Origin of the sequence: Azospirillum humicireducens, from assembly GCF_001639105.2 — a bacterium.
In the GTDB taxonomy this organism is placed as follows: domain Bacteria; phylum Pseudomonadota; class Alphaproteobacteria; order Azospirillales; family Azospirillaceae; genus Azospirillum; species Azospirillum humicireducens.
Window position 1 is genome coordinate 390,299 of the sequence record NZ_CP028907.1, and the last position, 21,045, is coordinate 411,343.

The 21,045-nt window shown below is 67.2% G+C and carries 18 protein-coding genes; 15 read left to right on the top strand and 3 right to left on the bottom strand.

Annotated elements, in window-relative coordinates:
- The 10 genes from A6A40_RS28950 (at position 1) to A6A40_RS28995 (ending at position 10,884) form a co-directional block, all read left to right on the top strand.
- Positions 1-429 (top strand): thioredoxin domain-containing protein, encoded by a 429-nt coding sequence (locus A6A40_RS28950; protein WP_108549281.1) that lies wholly within the window; start codon positions 1-3, stop codon positions 427-429.
- Positions 426-1,295, top strand: a complete 870-nt coding sequence (locus tag A6A40_RS28955; protein ID WP_108549282.1) for a hydrogenase expression/formation protein — start codon at positions 426-428, stop codon at positions 1,293-1,295. Before A6A40_RS28950 ends, A6A40_RS28955 begins: the two co-directional genes overlap by 4 nt.
- On the top strand, positions 1,292-2,128 hold the full coding sequence (gene hybE, locus A6A40_RS28960) for a [NiFe]-hydrogenase assembly chaperone HybE (RefSeq protein ID WP_108549283.1): 837 nt from the start codon (positions 1,292-1,294) through the stop codon (positions 2,126-2,128). The genes A6A40_RS28955 and hybE overlap by 4 nt, the downstream gene beginning before the upstream one ends.
- A complete protein-coding gene (gene hypA, locus A6A40_RS28965; RefSeq protein WP_108549284.1) occupies positions 2,121-2,462 on the top strand; it encodes a hydrogenase maturation nickel metallochaperone HypA in 342 nt (113 codons plus the stop codon). Before hybE ends, hypA begins: the two co-directional genes overlap by 8 nt.
- 16 nt (positions 2,463-2,478) lie before the next feature.
- Complete coding sequence (locus A6A40_RS28970) at positions 2,479-3,966, top strand: sigma-54-dependent transcriptional regulator (RefSeq protein WP_108549285.1); 1,488 nt, start codon at positions 2,479-2,481, stop codon at positions 3,964-3,966.
- 75 nt (positions 3,967-4,041) lie between these two features.
- Positions 4,042-4,590 (top strand): HupE/UreJ family protein, encoded by a 549-nt coding sequence (locus tag A6A40_RS28975; RefSeq protein ID WP_108549523.1) that lies wholly within the window; start codon positions 4,042-4,044, stop codon positions 4,588-4,590.
- A 193-nt stretch (positions 4,591-4,783) separates the two neighbouring features.
- The gene (locus A6A40_RS28980) at positions 4,784-5,857 is read left to right on the top strand and encodes a hydrogenase small subunit (protein WP_174718559.1); all 1,074 of its coding nucleotides are present in this window, start codon (positions 4,784-4,786) and stop codon (positions 5,855-5,857) included.
- A 2-nt stretch (positions 5,858-5,859) separates the two neighbouring features.
- Positions 5,860-7,674 (top strand): nickel-dependent hydrogenase large subunit, encoded by a 1,815-nt coding sequence (locus A6A40_RS28985; protein WP_108549286.1) that lies wholly within the window; start codon positions 5,860-5,862, stop codon positions 7,672-7,674.
- A 25-nt stretch (positions 7,675-7,699) separates the two neighbouring features.
- Positions 7,700-8,494 carry a Ni/Fe-hydrogenase, b-type cytochrome subunit gene (gene cybH, locus A6A40_RS28990; RefSeq protein ID WP_108549287.1) on the top strand — a complete coding sequence of 265 codons (795 nt, stop codon included), beginning with the start codon at positions 7,700-7,702 and terminating at the stop codon, positions 8,492-8,494.
- Positions 8,495-8,598: 104 nt separating this feature from the next.
- Complete coding sequence (locus A6A40_RS28995; protein ID WP_108549288.1) at positions 8,599-10,884, top strand: FkbM family methyltransferase; 2,286 nt, start codon at positions 8,599-8,601, stop codon at positions 10,882-10,884.
- Between the two features lie 145 nt (positions 10,885-11,029).
- Here the strand turns inward: A6A40_RS28995 and hypF are convergent, their stop codons facing one another.
- Complete coding sequence (gene hypF / locus A6A40_RS29000) at positions 11,030-13,270, bottom strand: carbamoyltransferase HypF (RefSeq protein ID WP_108549289.1); 2,241 nt, start codon at positions 13,268-13,270, stop codon at positions 11,030-11,032.
- A 440-nt stretch (positions 13,271-13,710) separates the two neighbouring features.
- Here hypF and A6A40_RS29005 point away from each other — a divergent pair, with 440 nt between their 5' ends.
- The 5 genes from A6A40_RS29005 (at position 13,711) to A6A40_RS29030 (ending at position 18,760) form a co-directional block, all read left to right on the top strand.
- Positions 13,711-14,769: a type III polyketide synthase gene (locus A6A40_RS29005; protein ID WP_108549290.1), complete on the top strand. Its 1,059-nt coding sequence runs from the start codon at positions 13,711-13,713 to the stop codon at positions 14,767-14,769.
- 2 nt (positions 14,770-14,771) lie between these two features.
- A complete protein-coding gene (locus tag A6A40_RS29010) occupies positions 14,772-15,338 on the top strand; it encodes an isoprenylcysteine carboxyl methyltransferase family protein (protein ID WP_108549291.1) in 567 nt (188 codons plus the stop codon).
- A gap of 514 nt (positions 15,339-15,852) precedes the next feature.
- Entirely contained in the window at positions 15,853-16,827 is a 975-nt protein-coding gene (locus tag A6A40_RS29020) for a C4-dicarboxylate TRAP transporter substrate-binding protein (protein ID WP_236784128.1), read from the top strand.
- A 140-nt stretch (positions 16,828-16,967) separates the two neighbouring features.
- Positions 16,968-17,486, top strand: a complete 519-nt coding sequence (locus tag A6A40_RS29025) for a TRAP transporter small permease (protein ID WP_108549293.1) — start codon at positions 16,968-16,970, stop codon at positions 17,484-17,486.
- On the top strand, positions 17,483-18,760 hold the full coding sequence (locus tag A6A40_RS29030; RefSeq protein ID WP_108549294.1) for a TRAP transporter large permease: 1,278 nt from the start codon (positions 17,483-17,485) through the stop codon (positions 18,758-18,760). The genes A6A40_RS29025 and A6A40_RS29030 overlap by 4 nt, the downstream gene beginning before the upstream one ends.
- A 335-nt stretch (positions 18,761-19,095) precedes the next feature.
- Here A6A40_RS29030 and nirK read toward each other — a convergent pair whose 3' ends face one another.
- A complete protein-coding gene (gene nirK / locus A6A40_RS29035; RefSeq protein WP_108549295.1) occupies positions 19,096-20,163 on the bottom strand; it encodes a copper-containing nitrite reductase in 1,068 nt (355 codons plus the stop codon).
- A gap of 319 nt (positions 20,164-20,482) precedes the next feature.
- Positions 20,483-21,037, bottom strand: coding sequence for a molybdopterin adenylyltransferase (gene mog / locus A6A40_RS29040; RefSeq protein ID WP_108549296.1), 555 nt, complete (start codon positions 21,035-21,037; stop codon positions 20,483-20,485).
- Positions 21,038-21,045: the final 8 nt, after the last annotated feature.

Here is a 21,045-nt window from a genome sequence, read left to right on the forward strand (position 1 = left end):
GTGACCGACCTTGCACTCCCGCTCGCGAAACCGCGCCTGCCCTTGCCGCCGCTGGTCGATCTGCTGACCGACGTTCATGGGTATCCGCGGCTCGACCATGGCGACGACCGCCCCTGGCTGGACGATCCTGCCAAGGATTGGGTGATCTTTCTTCCCGGCCATGGCAAGGGCAATGCGGAGACCGCCGATGTTGCCGTCATCCTGCCGGAGCTGGTCCGCGCTCTGCATCCGCGCCTGACCCCAGCGGTGGCGGGCGAGGCGGCGGAGCGCGCGATCCTGGCGCTGACCGGCATGATGAGCCTGCCGGCCCTGGTCTTCCTGCGCGGGGACCGGCTGTTGGGCAGCATCCCGCGGGTGCGCGACTGGGACGATTACCTGCAGCGGATCGGCGAGATCCTGGACGGCGCTTTGGAAGGCGGTGCGGCATGAGTTCCCTGTTCGGCATGACCCACCCGCCGGTTGGCTTCGGTCCCGGCAGCCAGCCCGATGCCAGCGAAGACGGGTTGGAGTATCTGCCGATGCCGTCGGGAATGCGCGTCTATGAACCGCACCTGCCGGAGGTCGCCGATCCTGTCCAAGCCGCCGCCGCCCGTGTCGTGCTGATCCGCATCCACGACGCGCTGGCCCGCTGGTCGGCCGGCGAGGAGATCCGCGTCCCGCTCGACGATCTCGAGGCTCCTGTTCTGGCCCTGGTTGACGAGGCGCTGGGCGAGGGCGAGGTCGCGGTCAAGGTGGAACGGGCCGGCGACCGGCTGGAGATTCAGGAGGCGTCGCTGGCCGGTGTCTGGCGCGTGCGTGCCTTTGGCGACGGGGCTGCGCGAGAAGGCCTGCTGGTCGGCAGCTTCCCGAGGGTGGCGGTGAACCGCGCCTTCACACCGGTTTCGTCCGCAGCCTCGGGTTCCGCGCCTGGCGGGCTGATGAACGGTATGCCGATCCTGACCGAGCTGCTGGACCGCAGCGCCGCATGGCGCCGGGGTGACGTGCCCCATGCGGTGAATTTCAGCCTGCTGCCCCACACGCCCGAGGACCTCGCTTTCATCGAGCAGCGGCTGGGTGTCGGTGCCACCACCATTCTATCGCGTGGGTACGGCAATTGCCGCGTCACCGCCACCGCGACGCCGAATGTCTGGTGGGTGCGCTACTACAACTCGGTCGATACGCTGATCCTCGACACGGTTGAGATCGTCGACGTGCCGGCGGTGGTCTGCGCCGCGGTGGAGGACATCGCCGACAGCGCCGAACGGCTGGCGGAGATCCTCGATGCGTTGGCGACCGACCTGGAGCGGGTGCGATGAGCCTGGCAGCTTCGCGCTTCGAGGGATCCTATCTCGGCGACGCGACCCGCATCGGTGCGGCGACGCGGATGGAATGCAAGATCTGCTGGCATGTCTACGACCCGGCCGAGGGATGCGAGCATTGGCAGGTGCCGCCCGGTACGGCCTTCGCCGCCCTGCCCGGCCATTGGCGCTGCCCGGTCTGCGACGGTGCCCGCGACCAGTTCATGGCGCTGGACGGCGACGCCAACGTGGCGGAGACGGCGGCAGCGCCGCTGCCCGCCCTCCCCGCCCCGCCCGCCCAGCCGGTGGAAACCATCGCTCGGTTGGAGGCGGCCTTCCGCGAGATCCACACCGCGCAGATGCGCGGCCTGCCCATCGTCAACGATGCGCTGGCGGTGAAGGCGGTTGGCTTCCGCCGGCATGACGAGCGCTGGCTGGGCGCATTGGTCACGCCGTGGTTCCTGAACCTCGTCCTGCTGCCGGGCGAGGGGGACGACTGGTCGGGGCTGGTGCCGGGGGCCAAGGAACTGATCGAGTTCCCGTCCGGACGGTATGAGTTCGTCCATGCCAACCGCAAGGGGGTGGGGGCATACAAGGCCTGTTCGCTCTTTTCGCCGATGTTCGAGTTCGCCTCCATGCTGCAGGCGACGGAGACGGCCTCGGCGGCGCTGGTCTCCCTCTTCGACCCCGCCATCCGAGAGGACGGCGCCCAGCAATCCGCCGAGATCCGGCGCCGGCGCGAGGTGGAACTCGCTCCGCCGCCCGATCCCGTACCGGTCCAGGCCGACCCGGTGCGCCCGTCGCGCCGGGCGCTGCTTGGCATGGGTTCGGGAGAGGCCGGCGATGCATGAGATGGCGCTCTGCGAAAGCCTGCTCCAGGCGATGGAGGAGGCCGGGCGCGCCAACGGCTTCAGGCGGGTCAGCAAGGTGCGTCTGGAGATCGGGCGTTTCGCCGGGGTGGAGGTGGAGGCGCTGCGCTTCGGCTTCGATGTGGTCACACGCGGTTCCCTGGCCGAGGGGGCGGAACTGGTGGTGCTGGATGTGCCGGGCCGCGGCTGGTGCTTTGACTGCAGCGACACGGTGGATCTGGACGACCGGCTGTCGCCCTGTCCACACTGTGGCGGCAGCCGGCTGCACCCCAACGGCGGCACCGAGATGACGATCAAGGATCTCGAGGTCGAATGACGGAGGAGACTGTGCGATGACCGACACCACCCGCCCCGGCATCCTGGTGGTGGATGACGAACCGCGCTCCGTCGAGGTCATCGCCCGCCTGCTGGACGAGGAGTTCGAGGTCTTCACCGCCCTGTCGGCGGACGAGGGCCTACGCCTGCTGGAAACCGAATGGATCCAGGTGGTCTTCTCCGACCAGCGGATGCCGGAGGTCAGCGGCGTCGAGTTCCTGACCCAGGTCCGCGAACGCTGGCCGGAGGTGGTGCGCATCGTCATCACCGGCTACATCGACCCCGAGGACATCATCGGCGCCATCAACACCGCCGGCATCCACCAGTTCATCACCAAGCCCTGGCATCCCGACCATCTGCTGCTGACCGCCCGCAGCGCGGCGAAGATGTACCAGCTGCAGCGCGAGCACGACCGGCTGACCAACGAGCTGAAGCTGCTGCCCCCCGTCGCCGAGACCCGCGTGGCCTCTAGGCGCGAGCGGGTGCGGCAGTCCTACCGCTTCGACGGGCTGGTCAGGGCCGAGGGCAGCCCGGTGGAGGAAGTCTGCCGGCAGGCGGAGCGGGTGGCCGGCTTCAACGTGCCGGTGCTGGTGCTGGGCGAGACCGGCACCGGCAAGGAGTTGCTGGCCCGCGCCATCCATTACGGCAGTCCGCGCGGCGATCAGCCCTTCTACTGCGAGAATTGCGGCGCGATCCCGGACGACCTGCTGGAAAGCGAGCTGTTCGGCCACAAGAAGGGGGCCTTCACCGGCGCGCACAGCAACCGCCTCGGCCTGCTGGAGCAGGCGGACGGCGGCACGATCTTCCTCGACGAGATCGGCGACATCAGCCCGGCCTTCCAGGTCCGGCTGCTGCGCTTCCTGCAGGAGGGCGAGATCCGGCCGGTGGGTTCCAACGAGACGCGGCGGGTCGATGTCCGCGTCGTCGCCGCCACCCACCGCGACCTGACCGCCGAGGTGAAGGCCGGACGTTTCCGCGAGGATCTCTATTACCGGCTCAGCACCATGACGCTGACCATGCCGCCCCTGCGCGACCGGCCGGACGACATCCCGGTTCTGGCCCGCCACATCCTCGACCGGCTGTCGGCCGCCCATGGCAAGCCTGTTGCCGGTTTCGCCCCCGATACGATGACCTGCCTGGAGGCCTATGGCTGGCCCGGCAATGTGCGCGAGCTGCAGAACGAGATCATGCGCATGCTGGTTCTTTGCGAGGGCGACACGCTGGGGGCGGAGCTGCTGTCCGACCAGGTGCTGCGCGGAGCGGCGCTGAACGCCCGCCCCGCCTCGCCCGAGGACGGGCCGCTGCCGCCGCTCGACCTGATCGGACAGGGCGGGCCGCTGAAGTCGCGCATCGAGCGGGTTGAGGCCGGCATCCTGATGGAAACGCTGGTCCGCTGCCGCTGGAACAAGAGCAAGGCCGCCGACGAGCTGGGCCTGTCCCGCATGGGCCTGCGCGCCAAGCTGGAACGCTACGGCATCGAGCGCGGTCCGGCGCAGAGGCATTAGTATCCCCCCTCTCCCGGGGCGGGAGAGGGCATGTTCCGATCACCGAACCACGAGAACCCCGAGGAGCCGTTCGCCATGTCGAAAACCACTCGTCTTGCCGCCGTCGCGGCTGCCGTCGTGCTTGCGGCCACGCCTGCCCTTGCCCATCCCGGCCATCTTGCCGGCGCCGGATTCCTCGATGGCGCCGCGCATCCGCTGGGCGGGCTCGACCATCTGATCGCCATGGTCACGGTCGGGGTCTATGGCGCCACCATCGGCGGCCGTGCCGTTCTGGCGGTGCCGGGGGCGTTCCTGGCCGCCATGCTGGCCGGCGGGCTGTTCGCGCTGACCGGTGGCGAGCTGCCGCTGGTCGAGCCCACCATCTATGCCTCCACCGTCGTACTGGCCCTGCTGTGCGTCATGCCGATGTCGCGCAACGGGCTGATCGGTGCGGCCTTCGCCGCGGCCTTCGGCCTGTTCCACGGCTTCGCCCATGGCGCGGAAATGCCGGCAGACGCAGCGGCGCTGGGCTATGCCGCCGGCTTCCTGACCAGCACCGCGGGCTTGCATGCGGCCGGCATCGCGCTGGGTCTGGCGCTCCACCGGCTGGTCGGCCGGCCGGAAGAAGACAGCCAGGCCGCCTGATCATCGTCGGCAACTCTCCTGCCATCCCGGCCGTCGGATCGGCCGGGAACTTGCCAGGGGGCAAGGGCAGTCCGGGCATGAAACCGTTGCTTTGCCAAATGTTCGTATTACGGCACGGTTGTTGCCTATGCCCGACGGAGAAGCGCACCGGACCCTCGCACGCCGGTGCCGCCCGACGGGAGAAAACAAACCGATGGCAACGCTGGAAACCTTCTACGAGGTGATGCGGCGGCAGGGGATCACACGCCGTTCGTTCCTGAAATACTGCTCGCTGACCGCCGCGGCCCTGGGGCTGGGGCCGGAACTGGTGCCGCAGATCGTCCATGCCATGGAAACCAAGCCGCGCACGCCGGTGCTGTGGCTGCACGGGCTGGAATGCACCTGCTGTTCGGAATCCTTCATCCGCTCCGCGCACCCGCTGGTGAAGGACGTGGTGCTGTCGATGATCTCGCTGGATTACGACGACACGCTGATGGCGTCGGCCGGCCATCAGGCCGAGGCGATCCTCGACGAGGTGATGGAGACGTACAAGGGCAACTACATCCTGGCGGTGGAAGGCAATCCGCCGCTGAACCAGGATGGCATGTCCTGCATCGTCGGCGGCAAGCCCTTCACCGACCAGCTGCGCAAGGTCGCCAAGGACGCCAAGGCGATCATTTCCTGGGGCTCCTGCGCCTCCTTCGGCTGCGTCCAGGCGGCGCGCCCGAACCCGACCCGCGCCACCCCGGTGCATGAGGTCATCACCGACAAACCGATCATCAAGGTCCCCGGCTGCCCGCCGATCGCCGAGGTGATGACCGGCGTCATCACCTACATGCTGACCTTCGAGCGCATCCCGGAACTCGACCGCCAGGGCCGGCCGAAGATGTTCTACAGCCAGCGCATCCACGACAAATGCTATCGCCGGCCGCATTTCGACGCTGGCCAATTCGTGGAGTCCTTCGACGACGAAGGCGCGCGCAAGGGCTATTGCCTCTACAAGGTCGGCTGCAAGGGTCCGACCACCTACAACGCCTGTTCCACCGTCCGCTGGAACGAGGGCACCAGCTTCCCCATCCAGTCCGGCCACGGCTGCATCGGCTGTTCGGAGGACGGGTTCTGGGACAAGGGGTCCTGGTATGCTCGCCAGTCCGACATCCTCCAGTTCGGGATCGAGGCCAACGCCGACGAGATCGGCACCACCGCCGCCATCGGCGTCGGCAGCATCATCGCCGCCCACGCGGCGGTCAGCGCCCTGAAGCGCGCACAGCACAAGGGAGACGTCTGACCATGGGCATCGTCCAGACCCCGAACGGCTTCTCGCTGGACAACGGCGGCAAGCGCATCGTTGTCGATCCGGTCACCCGCATCGAAGGCCACATGCGCTGCGAGGTGAATGTCGACAGCAACAATGTCATCCGCAACGCGGTGTCGACCGGCACCATGTGGCGTGGGCTCGAAGTCATCCTGAAGGGCCGCGACCCGCGCGACGCCTGGGCCTTCGTGGAGCGCATCTGCGGCGTCTGCACCGGCTGCCACGCGCTGACCTCGGTCCGCGCGGTGGAGGATGCGCTGCAGATCCGCATCCCCAAGAACGCCCACCTGATCCGCGAGATCATGGCGAAGACGCTGCAGGTCCATGACCACATCGTCCATTTCTATCACCTGCACGCTCTCGACTGGGTCAATCCGGTCAACGCGCTGAAGGCCGATCCGCAGGCGACCTCGGCGCTGCAGCAGGCGGTGGCGCCGCGTCATGCCAAGTCCAGCCCCGGCTATTTCCGCGACGTCCAGACCCGGTTGAAGAAGTTCGTGGAGAGCGGCCAGCTCGGCATCTTCAAGAACGGCTATTGGGACAACCCGGCCTACAAGCTGTCGCCGGAAGCCGACCTGATGGCGGTGACCCATTACCTGGAGGCGCTCGATCTCCAGAAGGACATCGTCAAGATCCACACCATCCTCGGCGGCAAGAACCCGCATCCGAACTACATGGTCGGCGGCGTTCCCTGCGCCATCAACATGGACGGCAACGGATCGTCGGGCGCGCCGCTGAACATGGAGCGGCTGAACTTCATCCGAGCCCGCATCCAGGAGGCCACGGCCTTCGTCGAGAACGTCTATCTGCCGGACGTGCTCGCCATCGCCAGCTTCTACAAGGACTGGCTCTATGGCGGCGGCCTGTCGGCGACCAACGTCATGGACTACGGCGATTACGAAAAGGTGCCGTACGACCATGCGACCTGCCAGCTGCCGGGCGGCGTCATCCTGAACGGCAACTGGAACGAGGTCCATCCCATCGACCCGCGCGACCCTGCCCAGGTGCAGGAGTTCGTCGCCCACAGCTGGTATCACTACGAGGACGAGAGCAAGGGCCTGCACCCGTGGGACGGCGTGACCCAGGCCAAGTTCGAATTGGGCGCCAACACCAAGGGCACCCGCACCGACATCAAGGAGCTGGACGAGGCCGCCAAATATTCCTGGATCAAGGCTCCGCGCTGGCGCGGCCATGCGGTTGAGGTCGGCCCCCTGCCCCGCTACATCCTGGCCTATGCTCAGGGCGTCGGTTACGTGAAGGACCAGATCACCGAATCGCTGGGTGCCTTCAACAAACTGGCCGGCACGAACTTCACGCCGCAGCAGGCGTTGCCGACCACCATCGGCCGCACGCTGGCCCGCGCGCTGGAATGCCAGTATTGCTGCACCATGATGATGGACGACTGGAACGCCCTGATCGCCAACATCAAGGCCGGCGACACCGCCACCGCCAATGTCGAGAAATGGGATCCGAAGACCTGGCCGAAGGAGGCCAAGGGCGTCGGCACCGTCGCCGCCCCGCGCGGCGGGCTCGGTCACTGGATCAAGATCAAGGACGGCAAGATCGACAACTACCAGTGCGTCGTGCCGACGACCTGGAACGGCAGCCCGCGCGATCCCAAGGGCAACATCGGTGCCTTCGAGGCCTCGCTGCTCAACACGCCGATGGCCCGCCCGGACGAGCCGGTGGAGATCCTGCGCACCCTGCACAGCTTCGATCCGTGCCTTGCCTGCTCCACCCATGTCATGGCGCCGGATGGTGCCGAACTGGCCCGCGTCACCGTGCGCTGACCGGCAACCGAGGAGGATTTAAGTCATGGCTCCTCTCGACAATGCGAAGCCGGTTGCGACACCGGAGGAGGACGGATCCGCCGCTTCGGGCGGCGGCCGCTTCCTGAAGGCGATCTATGTGTATGAGGTGCCGGTGCGGGTCTGGCACTGGGTCAACGCGCTGGCGATCACACTGCTGTCGGTCACCGGCTACCTGATCGCCAACCCGCTGCCGAGCATGCCGGGCGAGGCGAGCGCCAATTTCCTGATGGGCTACATCCGCTTCGTCCATTTCGCGTCGGCCTACATCTTCGCCATCGGCTTCATCGGCCGGCTCTATTGGGCCTTCGCCGGCAACCACCATGCCCGCCAACTGTTCCGTTTTCCCTTCTGGGACCGCCACTGGTGGGGGGAGCTGTTCCTGGAGGCGCGCTGGTACCTGTTCCTTGAGCGCAAGCCGAAGCTGTATGTCGGCCACAACCCGCTGGCGCAGTTCGCCATGTTCTGGGCCATCGCCGTCGGCAGCGTCTTCATGATCGTCACCGGCTTCGCGCTCTACAGCGAAGGCGCCGGGCTGGGCAGCTGGCAGGACACGCTGTTCGGCTGGGTCATTCCGCTGTTCGGCCAGAGCATGGACGTCCACACCTGGCACCATATGGGCATGTGGGCGATCCTGCTGTTCGTGATCGTCCACATCTATGCAGCGGTGCGCGAGGACATCATGTCCCGCCAGTCGATCATCTCCACCATGATCAGCGGCGTGCGCACCTTCAAGGACGCCGAAGCCCCGGCCGACGAGGAGCATGAGCGTCCGGCGAAGAAGGCGGCGCCTGTGGGGTGAGGTTGGGTCTCGGCCGCTCCGGCAGGAGCGGTTGAGACCCCCTTGCGTCGATACCCCGGCAGCGCGTATCGATGGGGTATCGATCACGCCGCCGGGGAGCGGACATGGGTTTCGCGAAAGAGCTCTACACCCGCGAGTACTTCACCGGCCGCGATGCCGCCGGCAAGCGGCTCCATTACGGCGCAATCGGGATGGAGGAATGGGAGGTTGGCGGCATCTCCGCCATCCACCGCAGGCTGATCGATCAGCTTCCCCTGACCAATGCCCATGTGCTGGAGATCGGGTACGGGCGTGCCGAAAGCGCCCGCTACCTTCTGTCGACCGGCAAGGCCGACCGCTATGTGGGTGTCGATTTCTCCGATGCCGCACACAGCCTGGCCGGCGAGACGCTGAAGACCATCCCGGCGGTGCGCTGGGAGGTCCATTGCGACGATGCGGTGCAATTCCTGGCCGCACGGGATTTCAGGGGCGTCTTCGACGCGATTCTGATGCTGGACGTGATCGAGCACATCCCCCGCTCGGAGGTGCAGTCCCTGCTTCCCCGCCTTTTCGCCGCGCTGCGGCCGGGCGGCTATCTGGTCGTCAACACGCCCTTCTACGCGGTCGACGAGGATTACATCGCCCAGAATTTCGAATATATCATGCCGTCGAGCAGCGATCTCCTTCCCGAGACGCGCGGCATGCATTGCAACAAGTACACCGAACAGCGGCTCCAGCAGGAATTCACCCAGGCGGGATTCTTCCGCGTCGGTTCCACCCTGTTCCGCCGCGCGCCCGAGCCGGGTGAGAAGGCCAAATGCGCGGTGATCATCCCGGTCGGCCCCGGGCATGAGGCGCATTACCAGCAGGCGATCAATTCGGTGATGGCCGCGGCCCAGACCGATCCCGGTCCCTTCACCGATTTCGACTGCGTCATGATCGACGACACCGCGGGCGCCAAGGGGCGGTCGGCTGCCCGGAACGAGGGCGTGCGCGAGGCGGCGTCCCGCGGGGCGGACTGGCTGTTCTTCCTGGACGCCGACGATCTGATGATGCCGCAGGCCTTCCAGCAGATGGCGCCGCACACCGACCGCGCCGACGCCGTGTGGGGGCTGATCCTGGAAAGCCTCGACCAGCAGCCCGGATCGGATGCGGTGACGGGCCGAATCCGCCTGCCCCAACTGCCGCGGATCGAGACGCTGGCCGACTTGCTGCTGCACGATCCGTACGTCACCTTGCAGATGGGCCATTTCATCCGCACCGCCGTCGCACTGGCGACCCCGTTCGACGAGACGCTGGATGTGGGGGAGGACGTCGACTACTACCTGCGGGTCTGGAACCATGCCCGATGCGTGAAGATCACCGCGCCGCTGTTCCTGAACCGCAGGGGAATGCATTCCACCGGGCCGCGAGCGGGCAACGGTGCCGACTGGCGGGCTTCGACCACCCAGCTGTTGGAGCGGGCGCGGCAGGCGCACGGCCTCGATCCCGATGGCGAAGCGGCGATTGAGATTCGCAACGCCGCCACGCAGGATACCCGGATATGGCAGCGCGGCTTCGGGGCGGTCGATCCCGGCGACCTCTTTTCCATCAGCCGCCAGTTCCCCTTCCACGGCTTTCTGGAGATCGAGCCGACGATCGGCGAGCCGATCGCCCTGTTCGACGACAATGACGATCTGGTCTGCATGAGCCTGGGCTGGCGCGGCAGCTATGAACCGGCCTCGCTGCGGCTCTGGCAGACGCTTGCCGCCGGATCGCGGGTCGTCTTCGACATCGGCGCCTATACCGGCATCTACTCGCTGATGGCGGCGCGGGCGGCGCCGGAGGCGCGCATCGTTGCGGTGGAACCGGTTCCTGCCAATCTGGCGCGGCTGAAGAAGAACCTTGAGGCGAACGGCTGCGGCAATGCGCTGGCCGTTCATGCCGCGATCCTCGACCGTCCGGGCGACGTGACGTTGTCGCGGACGGCGTCGGGCGATTTCCTCACCTCCGGGGCGTCAATCGTCCGGCAGGCCGGGGTGGAGGGTTTCGCCAGCGAGACCGTTCCCGGACTGACCGGCGGCGATCTGCTGGGGCTTGCCGGCGAGACGGTGGTCGACCTCGTGAAGATCGACGTGGAGGGGGCGGAGGCCCAGGTGCTTGCCGGCATGGCCGGCATCCTGGAACGCTGCGGCCCCGACCTGCTGATCGAATGCCTGGATCGGGAGGCGGCCGACAGGGTCGATGCCATCCTGCGTCCTCTCGGCTACCGGTTCCACTCCATCGACGACGAGGCCTTGCGCGTTGAGGAGACCGCCCGGTTCCTGCCGGCGACCGGCATGAACACGCTCAATCGCTGGGCGACGAGGCGGGACCCGACGGCGGTGGCGGAGATGGTTCGGGCCGCCGGTCTGGGCTTTGCCAAGCTCTGAACGGGGCATCGGAGAACGTCGCCGCACCCCTTGAAAAGCCTGAATTGCTCCGCATGAGTTCCCATATCCGGGAGGTTCCGAAACAACGGAGTCTCCCGGATCGCGGCCGCGGCTTGCGGGCGCCGGTCCAGATGCCGCTCTCCTCCTACAGGGCGAAGGACGCAGCCCATGCCTGACCGAGGCTGAGCCCGCCGTCGTTGGCTGGGGCCAGACGCGGCAGCAGCGGCTCCACGCGAGCGGCTCGGAAGCCGGCGACCAGTTCCTCCGCCAGCACCGCGTTCATCAGGCAGCCGCCGGACAGCACCACCCGGTTCAGGCCACGCGTGCGCAGCACCGGCAGCGTCCACTCCACCAGCGCCGCAGCCGACGTGCCGTGGAACAGATCCGCCCCCGCCGCGGCGTCGGCAACGGACAGCAGGCGCTCCAGCAGGGGCGTCAGATCCAGTTCCCCGTCCTCGATCCGCCAGGCCCCCTCCGCCACCCGCGGCCGGCGGACCAGCGATTCCAGCGCCATCGGCGCCTCGCCCTCGAAACCCGCGACGGCACGGACGCCCAACAGCCCGCAGGCGGCATCGAACCAGCGTCCGCAGGAACTGGTGAGCGGGGCGTTGATGCCGCGCTCGATCATCCGCCGCACGCCTTCGGCGGGACCATGGCCGGCAAAGCGGGGAACGATCTCATCGGCGCGGCCCATGCGGACCAGGGCGGCCGCTGCCATCCGCCAGGGCTGGCGGGCGGCGACATCGCCGCCGGGCTGGGCGAGCGGGGCCAGACTGCCCAACCTCTCGGACCGCAAGCCGTCGACCAGCAGCATCTCCCCACCCCAGGATCCGCCGCCTTCCCCCAGCCCGAAACCATCCAGCGCAAGGCCAAGCGCCGGCCCCTCGATCCGGTGTTCGGCCATCACGGCGGCGACATGGGCGTGGTGGTGCTGGACTGCGACTGTGGGCAGGCCGCTCCGCTCGGCGAAGCGGGTGGACTGGAAATCCGGATGCCTGTCATGGGCGACCGCCACCGGTTCGACGCCCAGGATATGCAGCAGATGGGCGATGGTCTCCTCCAGGAAGCCCAGCGTCGCGGCGTTGTCGAGGTCGCCGACGTGTTGTGACAGGAAGGCCTCGTCGCCGCGGGTGACGCAAACGGTAGTCTTCAGATGGCCGCCGACCGCCAGGATCGGCGGTACGGCACGGGCCAGCCGGATCGGCTCCGGCACATGGCCGCGGCCCCGGCGCAGGAAGGCGGGGGCGCCGGCCAGCTTGCGGACCACGCTGTCGTCGGCGCGGATCACGATGTCGCGATCATGGTCGACGATCAGGTCGGCGATGCCGGCCAGCCTCTCCCGTGCCTCACCGTTACCGATGGCGAGAGGCTCCCCGCCGGGATTGGCGGAGGTCATGACCAGCGTCAGCTCCTGCGGCTCGCGCAGCCAGCCGGTGCCGTCGGGCCGTCCCGCCGCTTCGTGGAACAGCAGATAATGCAGCGGCGTGTAGGGCAGCATGACGCCCAGCCATGCCAGACCGGGGGCGATGTCGGATGCCAGCTCCGGCCCATCCGCCCGCCGCCGCAGCAGGACGATGGGGCGGGCCACCCCCTCCAGCAGCCGGCGCTCGTCGTCGTCCATGCGGACATGGCGGGCGGCGGATTCCGCGTTGGCGACCATCAGGGCGAAGGGCTTTCCGTTGCGCTGCTTGACCCGCCGCAACCGCTCCACCGCGTCCGCGCGCGTGGCGTCGCAGGCGAGATGGAACCCCCCCAGCCCCTTGATGGCGACGATCCTGCCATCCCGCAGGGCGGCCAGAATGTCTTCCGGCGGGTGGGACAGCCGGGGACCGCAGGCCGGGCATGCCGTCGGCTGGGCGTGGAAGCGGCGGTCGGCCGGGTCCTCGTACTCCGTCCTGCAGTCGCGGCAGAGTGCAAAGCCGGCCATCGCCGTCTGCGGCCGGTCATAGGGAAGCCGTCGCGTGATGGTGTAGCGCGGGCCGCAATGGGTGCAGTTCAGGAAGGCATAGCGGTAGCGGCGGTCCGCCGGATCGAACAGTTCGGCAAGGCAGGCCGGGCAGACCGCGGCGTCCGGACCGATGCCGGTGGCGATGGCACCTGCGGACTCGCTGTGGCGGATGGTGAAGGAGTTCTCGGCAGGGAGCGGGGCGACGGCTTCGCAGTCCACCGCGTCGATGCGGGCCAGCGGCGGCGCCTCTTCGGACAGGGCGGTGCGGAAGGCGGCGGTGGCCGCGCCCTGCACCTCGATCAGCACGCCCTGCGGGTCGTTCAGCACCCAGCCGGTCAGGGCGAAGCGCCGGGCGAGCGCATGGACATGCGGGCGGAATCCCACCCCCTGCACCCGCCCGCGCACGCGGATCCTCAACCGTTCGTCGTCAGGGGACATGGAAGCCCTTTGGAAGCCCTCTGGATGCTTTTCGGCGGTGCCGAACCCCCTCATCCTAACCTTCTCCCGCCTTTCGGCGAAACGTCGTTTCCCCTGTCTGCGGCGTCAGCGGGTTGATGTCGGGGGGAGAAGGGATTTCGCAACGATCGCGGCGGCTGGCGGTTGAAGGAAGGATGTTCGCGGAACCGGAACGGAGACGCCGCCATGAGCGCAGGCAAGCACGGGAAGACCGCCAAGCCGACGATGGATTGAGAAGAGAGGGCGGCGCTCCTCGGAGGGCTGCCCTTTTCCTTTGCCGTCGGACCATAAGCTCAGGGCGATAGCCTTTTGAGACGGTGCAGCTTGGCGCAACCCGCCTGCGCCCTACCTGTTGGCGGAAGGAGCGGGAAAGCCGCTCCAACCCCGAAGGCTCCGACCGGCGGCAGCATGCAGGAGGCAGTATGTCACTCGATCCGCGGCTGTTGGCGGTCGCCACCGCGTTGCCGCCCCACCGCTTCGAGCAGGAGGAGACGCTGGCCGTCGCCCGGACGGTGTTCGCCCATCGCCTGCGCGACTTCGACCGGCTGGCTCCCGTCTTTGCCAACACCGGTATCCGCGCCCGCCATGCCGCCTGCCCGCTCTCCTGGTATCTGGAGCCCCACGGCTGGGGCGAGCGTGCCGCCGTGTTCGAGCGGGTCTCGCTGGACCTGCTTGAGGAAGCGGCCGGCAAGGCGCTGGACGCCACCGGCCTGCGCCCGGCCGATGTCGACGCCATCGTCTGCGCCACCACCACCGGCATCGCGACGCCGAGTCTGGAGGCGCTTCTTCTCGACCGCATGGGCTTCCGCCCCGACACGGTGCGGTTGCCTGTCTTCGGACTGGGCTGCGCCGGTGGGGCGCTGGGACTGGCGCGGGCGGGCATGATGGCGCGCGCCATGCCGGGGCGCACCGTGCTGTTCCTGGTGGTCGAGCTTTGCACCCTGTCGCACCGGCCGGAAGAGGCCTCCCCCACCAATGTGGTGGCGAGCGCCCTGTTCGCCGATGGTGCAGCCGCCGCCCTGCTGCGGGCACCGATGGCCGGGGACGATGCCCTCGGCCCGCGCGTGATCGACAGTGCCGAACACACCTGGCCAGGCACCCGGAGGATCATGGGGTGGCGGATCGAGGACGAGGGCTTCGGCGTCGTCTTCAGCCAGGATATCCCGCGCCTGATCCGCGAGCGGATGGCCCCGGTGATCGACCGGTTCCTGAGCGGCCGCGGCATGAGCCGCGCGGATCTGTCCGGGGTGATCTGCCACCCTGGCGGCGCCAAGGTCCTGCAGGCGCTGACCGAGGTGCTGGAGCCTGCCACCACCGGGATGGACGAGTCCTGGGCGGTGCTGGGCGACTGCGGCAACATGTCGGCGGCCAGCGTCATGTTCGTTCTCGACCGCCGGATGCGCGCCGGAGCGAGGGGGCCGCATCTGATGCTGGCGCTCGGCCCCGGCTTCACCGCCGGCCTCACCCTGCTGGACCTGTGACCATGGAGGCAGTCGGTTGGCCGCAGGCGATCCTGCTGGCGGTCGCCGCCCAGCGGCTGCTTGAACTGGTGGTCGCCCGCCGCAACACCGCCCGCTTGCTGGCCGAGGGAGCGCGGGAGGTCGGGGCGGCCCATTATCCGCTGTTCGTCGTGCTTCATGCGGGCTGGCTTCTGGCGCTGTTCCTGGCGGTTCCGGCAAACGCCCCGATCGATGGCTGGCTGCTGGCGCTGTTCCTGCTGCTGCAGGCCGGGCGGGGGTGGGTGGTCGTGACGCTCGGCCGCTTCTGGACGACGCGGATCATCACGCTGGACGGGGCGCCGCTGGTCCGCCGCGGTCCCTTCCGCTGGGTCCGGCACCCCAACTATCTGGTGGTGGCGGGCGAGCTGGCGGTGCTGCCGCTGGTGTTCGGCAATGTCTGGATCGCGGTCGTCGCCACCCTGCTCAACATTCCCCTCACCCGCCGCCGCATCCGGGTGGAGGAGGAGGTGCTGAGCGACCGCCAGGAAACCGGCGGCGGCCCCGGTCGTTGGACAAGGTGGAGCCGCCGCCGTATCCCGCCGGCAGCCTGACCGTTTCATTGTCAGGACAAGGCACTTGTCCCTTCCCTCACTCCCCCGTCGTCGGCATCACCGGGGCATCGGCCTGAGCCGGCCCTGCCACGGCGCTGACCTTCGTCGCCTACCGGCAGGCTTCCATCCGCCTGATCGCCCGCTCCGAAGACGCGCTGGAGGAGGTGAAGGCGGAGGTGGAGCGGCTGGGTGGGCGGTCTGGGCTTCGCCGTGAGCCGGATGACGCCACGGCTGCGATAGGTCGGCTGCCGGCTCTCTTCCACGCGCAGACCGTCCGTCGACCATCCTGCGAGCAAAACGGATAATCAGCCGGAAACGCTATTGCCAAGACAATCCAGGCATACTACCATACCAGTTCTTGAACAATCTGGTCATCGGCCATTCCCTTCCCTGCTGGAGCCCCGAGATTGGGGTTCTGCCGGCAACCCGGCGTCGGGCCGGCCACGCACCAGGTCAAAGGCGGCATCCATGCCGCCGGCAGTGCAATTTTCTGGGAGGAAACGAGATGTCTGTCATGGCGAAGGCCGTGCGCGCCGCGCTGTTCGGTTCGGTGATGTCCCTGGTTTCGTTCGGCGCATCGGCAGCCGATTACACGCTCAGCGTCAACACGGCGCTGTCGCCGCAGGACCCGCTCTACAAGGGCCTGGAGGAGTTCAAGGCCAATGTGGAAAAGCGGTCGGCCGGCAAGATGAGCGTCCGGCTGTTCCCCGCCTCGCAGCTGGGCAAGGACGAGGATCTGCTGGAACAGGCGCGGGCCGGCGCCCCGGTCGCGGTTGTGGTGGACGGCGGCCGGCTGGCCGTCTTCGTGAAGGAGTTCGGCGTGCTGGGCGCTCCTTACGTCGCCCAGGGCTATGGCGGCATCCGCAAGGTCGTGACCTCCCCGATGTTCGAGGAGTGGGTGCAGAAGCTGCGCAAGTCGTCGGGCCATCAGGTGCTGTCCTTCAACTGGTGGCAGGGCGAACGCCACATGCTGACCAACAAGCCGGTGAAGGTTCCCGCCGACCTCAACGGCGTGCGCGTCCGGACCCCCGGTGCGCCGGTGTGGATGGAGACGATCCGCGCCATGGGCGCCACGCCGACGCCGCTGCCCTGGTCGGAGGTCTACACCGCCATGCAGCAGCAGGTGATCGACGGAGCCGAGGCGCAGGATCCGGCGATCTACGGCTCCCGCCTGTATGAGGTGGCGAAGTATCTGACCAAGACCGGCCACATCAACCTGATCACCGGCATCGTCACCAGCGCCGCCTGGTTCGACGGCCTGCCGAAGGACATGCAGACGCTGCTGCGCGAGGAGTCGCTGAAGGCCGGCGACAGCGCGTCGAAGGCGACCGAGAATTCGCTTGCCGATTTCGAGAAGCAGATGAAGGACAAGGGCATGCAGATCGTCGAGATCGACGTGACGCCCTTCCGCACCGCCACGGCGCCGGTCTATGAAAAGCTCGGCTATGGCGACCTGCAGAAGCAGGTCGAAACGCTGCTGAAGCAGTGACCGGACCGATCCCGGTTCCCTCGACCGGGAGCGGGAGCGCCGCACCTTGGCGGCTTCCGCTCCCCTCTCCAGCAACCGACGCTCGCAGCCTTCGTCCGCGGTGACGACCCCTGCGGTCCGGACCGGAGCACCCCCTTGCAATGAAATCCCTCTATGTCAAGGCGGAGGCGGTGTTGGCGACGACGCTGCTCGCCGTCATCGTCCTGCTGGTCTTCCTGGCCGGCATCAGCCGCTGGTTCGGCTATCCCCTGGTCTGGTCGGTGGACGTCGCCCAGCTGCTGTTCGCCTGGGCCAGCTTCCTCGGCGCCGACCTCGCCCTGCGCAAGCATGCCCATATCGGCATCGATTATCTGGTGAAGCGGCTGCCGGCTCGGCCGCGCGCGGTGCTGGATATCCTGCTGGCGCTGGTGGTGCTGGCCTTCCTGCTGACCATGGCGGTCAAGGGCTATCAGCTGACCATGCTGAATCTGGAGCGGCAGTTCGGCGACAGCGGCATCAGCTATGCCTTCGTCACGGCGGCGGTGCCGGTCGGCTGCCTGCTGCTGTCCTTCACCCTGCTGGGGCAGACGGTGGCCGCCATCGGCCGGCTGCGCCGGACCCCGCGCCCGATCTTCAACACGCCGTTGGAAACCCCCGTCGCCGAGGAGGTGATGCCGTGATCCTGCTCGCCGTCACCTTCTTCGTCCTGATGGGGTTGGGCGTTCCCATCGCCTTCGCCATCGGCATCGCCGGCTTCACCTTTTTCCTGACCAACGGGATCATCCCGATGTCGATCGGGGTGCAGCAGGTCGCCACCGCGTCGCAGAGCTTCCCGCTGCTGGCGGTCCCCTTCTTCGTGCTGGCCGGGCACATGATGAACCGGACCGGCATCACCCACCGGCTGATCGCCTGTTCGAACGTGCTGGTGTCCTGGATGTCGGGCGGGCTGGCCCAGGTCTGCATCGTGCTGTCCACGCTGATGGGCGGCGTGTCCGGGTCCGCCGTCGCCGACGCGGCGATGGAGGCGCGCATCCTGGGGCCCGACCTGATCCGCAGCGGCTATTCCAAGGGCTTCACCTCGGCCGTCATCGCGGTGGGCTCGCTGATCACCGCCACCATCCCGCCAAGCCTGGGCCTGATCCTGTACGGCTTCGTCGGCAACGTGTCGATCGGCCGACTGTTCCTGGCCGGCATCGTTCCCGGTTTCCTGATGATGGCCGTGCTGATGGCCACCGTCTGGTGGATCGCCCGGCGTCGCGGCTATCGCGCCGCCACCACCCAGCGGCCGACCGCCAAGGCGGTCTGGGCGGCGGTGGTCGACGCGAAATGGGCCCTGCTGTTCCCGGTGGCCCTGCTGGTTGCCATCCGCGGCGGTCTGTTCACCCCGTCGGAGGTCGGCGCCTTCGCCGTCATCTATGCCCTTCTCGTCGGCTTCTTCGCCCATCGGGAACTGACCATGCAGGGGCTGGCCGACGCGCTGGTGGAAGCGGTGACCGATACCGGTCTGATCATGCTGATCATCCTGTTCTCCGGCATGGTCGGCTACGCCATCGTCTTCGAACAGGCGCCGCAGAGCATCGCCGCCGCCATGACCGACCTGACGCGGGAGCCGGTGCTGGTCGTGGCCCTGATCCTGGTCTTCCTGTTCATCGCCGGCCTGTTCATCGAAAGCACGGTGCTGGTGCTTCTGCTGACGCCGATCTTCCTGCCGATCGTCCAGCCGCTGGGCGTCGATCCCGTGCATTTCGGCATCCTGATGATGACCATCGTCACGCTGGGATCGATGACCCCGCCGGTGGGGGTGGCGATGTACACCGTGTGCAGCCTGCTGGATTGCCCCATCGAGGAATACATCGTCGAATCCATTCCCTTCGTCCTGGCGGTGGTGGGGCTGGTTGCGGTGATGCTTCTGTGGCCGGGCCTGGTTCTGTTCATGCCCAACGCGCTGATGTGAGGGGACTGGCGATTGTAACAACGGGGCGGTCAGCAAATCGCCTTTCAGCCTGCGTGGATCGACCCATATGGTGTGCGGTACGCCAACAACAGAAAGGAGGTGATCTCGTGTCTCATTGTCCGTCTCATTCGCCGTCGAGCGTCAATGCCGAGGTCTCTTTCTCCGTGAAGGGGATTTCGGTCTACTAAGGACTGCGCCTTTGTGTCGACGACACACGGATAGACAATGGAAGGGCTGCCGGAAACGGTGGCCCTTCTTTGTTTTTGTGGCATGTGCGGTGAAAGAGCCCCTCTCTCCTTGCGGGAGAGGGGGACTTCTTCCGCCCAACCGACCCGTCAGTGCTGCATCTCCCCCAGCTGCTTGCGGGAGTCGCCGGTCTTGTCCAGAATGATTCTGTCGTCAGCCTTGCCTTCGACTTCCAGGATGCCGATCAACCCCTTGGTGGCGCGGCTCAGCGCATGATCGACCAGGGCGTATTTGCCGGGATAATCGACCTTGAACTCCACCATCGTGGCGCCGCCGGGGGCGACGGTCACGGTCTGGATGCCCTTTGCCGGTTCGCTTTCCAGGCCGCCCATGCTGTAGACGCGGTCGAAGATCTCGCCGATGACATGGAAGGAGGAGGTCAGGTTCGGGCCGCCGACGCCGAAATAGAGGCGGACCGTCTCGCCGACCTTTGCCTTCAGCGGCTTGTCCTTGGTCAGTGCGCCGACCGTGCCGTTGAACACCAGATAGCTTGGGCGCTCGTTGACGAGACCGTCATAATCGTCCTCGGCATTCGCCAGGTTCTTGGCCTTGGTGGCGTAGATTTCCTGCTGCATCACGTAGAACTCGTGATCCACCGGCGGCAGGCCGGCCTCCGGCTCCACCACGATCAGGCCGTACATGCCCTTGGAGATGTGATGGGCGACCATCGGAGTGGCGCAGTGATAGACATAGACGCCGGGGGTCAGCGCCTTGAAGGTGAAGGCCTTGGTCTGGCCCGGCTCCACCTGGGTGATCTGGCCGCCGCCGAGGAAACCGGTCGCGGCGTGGAAATCGACGGAGTGGTTCATCGTCGATTCCGCCGCGTTGGCGATGGTGACATCGACAGTATCGCCGACCCGAACCCGAACCATCGGGCCTGGCACCGTGTTGTTGAAGGTCCAATAGGTGTAGGTGGTGCCGTCATCCAGCTTGGATTCGACTTCCGTCGTCACCAGCGCGACCTTGTGTGTCTTCGGCGCCCGCTTTCCGGCCTTTTCCGGGGCGGGGACTGCGGCCGGATCCATGACGATGCTATGGGTGGGTTGCTTGACCTTCGGGTCGGCGTAGAGCGTGTCCGCCGCCGAAGCGGCACCGATGGCGGAAAGCAGCATCAGGGTGGCGGCACTGACGGTGACGAGGGAGTGCGAGGTCTTCATGGCGTATTCTCGGGGTTTGTTTCTTGTGATGTAATAATCACCCAGACCCCGATATCTCTTCTTGACCGACGTCAAGTGAAAGGCCTGCACGTAACTTTGTCGCAGGCCTTTTTATTTCCATGCTAAGTATGAGGACTTCGACGGCTAGAGCCTGTTTGAATACATCCGTCATGGTCCGATGCTGTTCCGATCCGTCATCACTGCGAAGGCGGGGATCCAGGCTTCCGGTTCAAGCGCCTGCGAAGGCTGGATTCCCACCTTCGCGGGAATGACGATCGAATAGCATTGAGTTTTTCTGGACAGTCTTTCAAATGGGCTCTCAGGATTTTGGACGAAAGGCGACGCAAACGGCCGGGTCGGTTTCGATACGGCCGGCGCCGATCAGGTCCAGGCAGTAGGGGACCGCCGGGAACACAGCCTCCAGGCAGTCATGGATGGCGGATGGCTTGCCCGGCAGATTGACGATCAGGCTGCGGCCGCGGATGCCGGCGGTCTGGCGCGACAGGATGGCAGTCGGCACCACCCGCAAGCTGACCGACCGCATCAGTTCGCCGAATCCCGGCATCATCTTGTCGCATACCTGCTCCGTCGCTTCCGGCGTCACGTCGCGCGGGGCGGGGCCGGTACCGCCGGTGGTGACGACCAGATCGCAGCCGGCGACGTCGCACAACTCGACCAGGGTGGCTGCGATCAGTTCCAATTCGTCCGGGATGACCCGCGCTTCCGCGACCCAAGGCGAGGCGACGATGCGCGTCAGCTCGTCGCGGATCGCCGGGCCGCCCTTGTCCTCATAGACACCGCGGCTGGCACGGTCGGAGATGGTGACGATCCCGATCTTCACCGGTTCGGGCGTTGCGGCATTGGCGTCGGTCATAGTGCAGA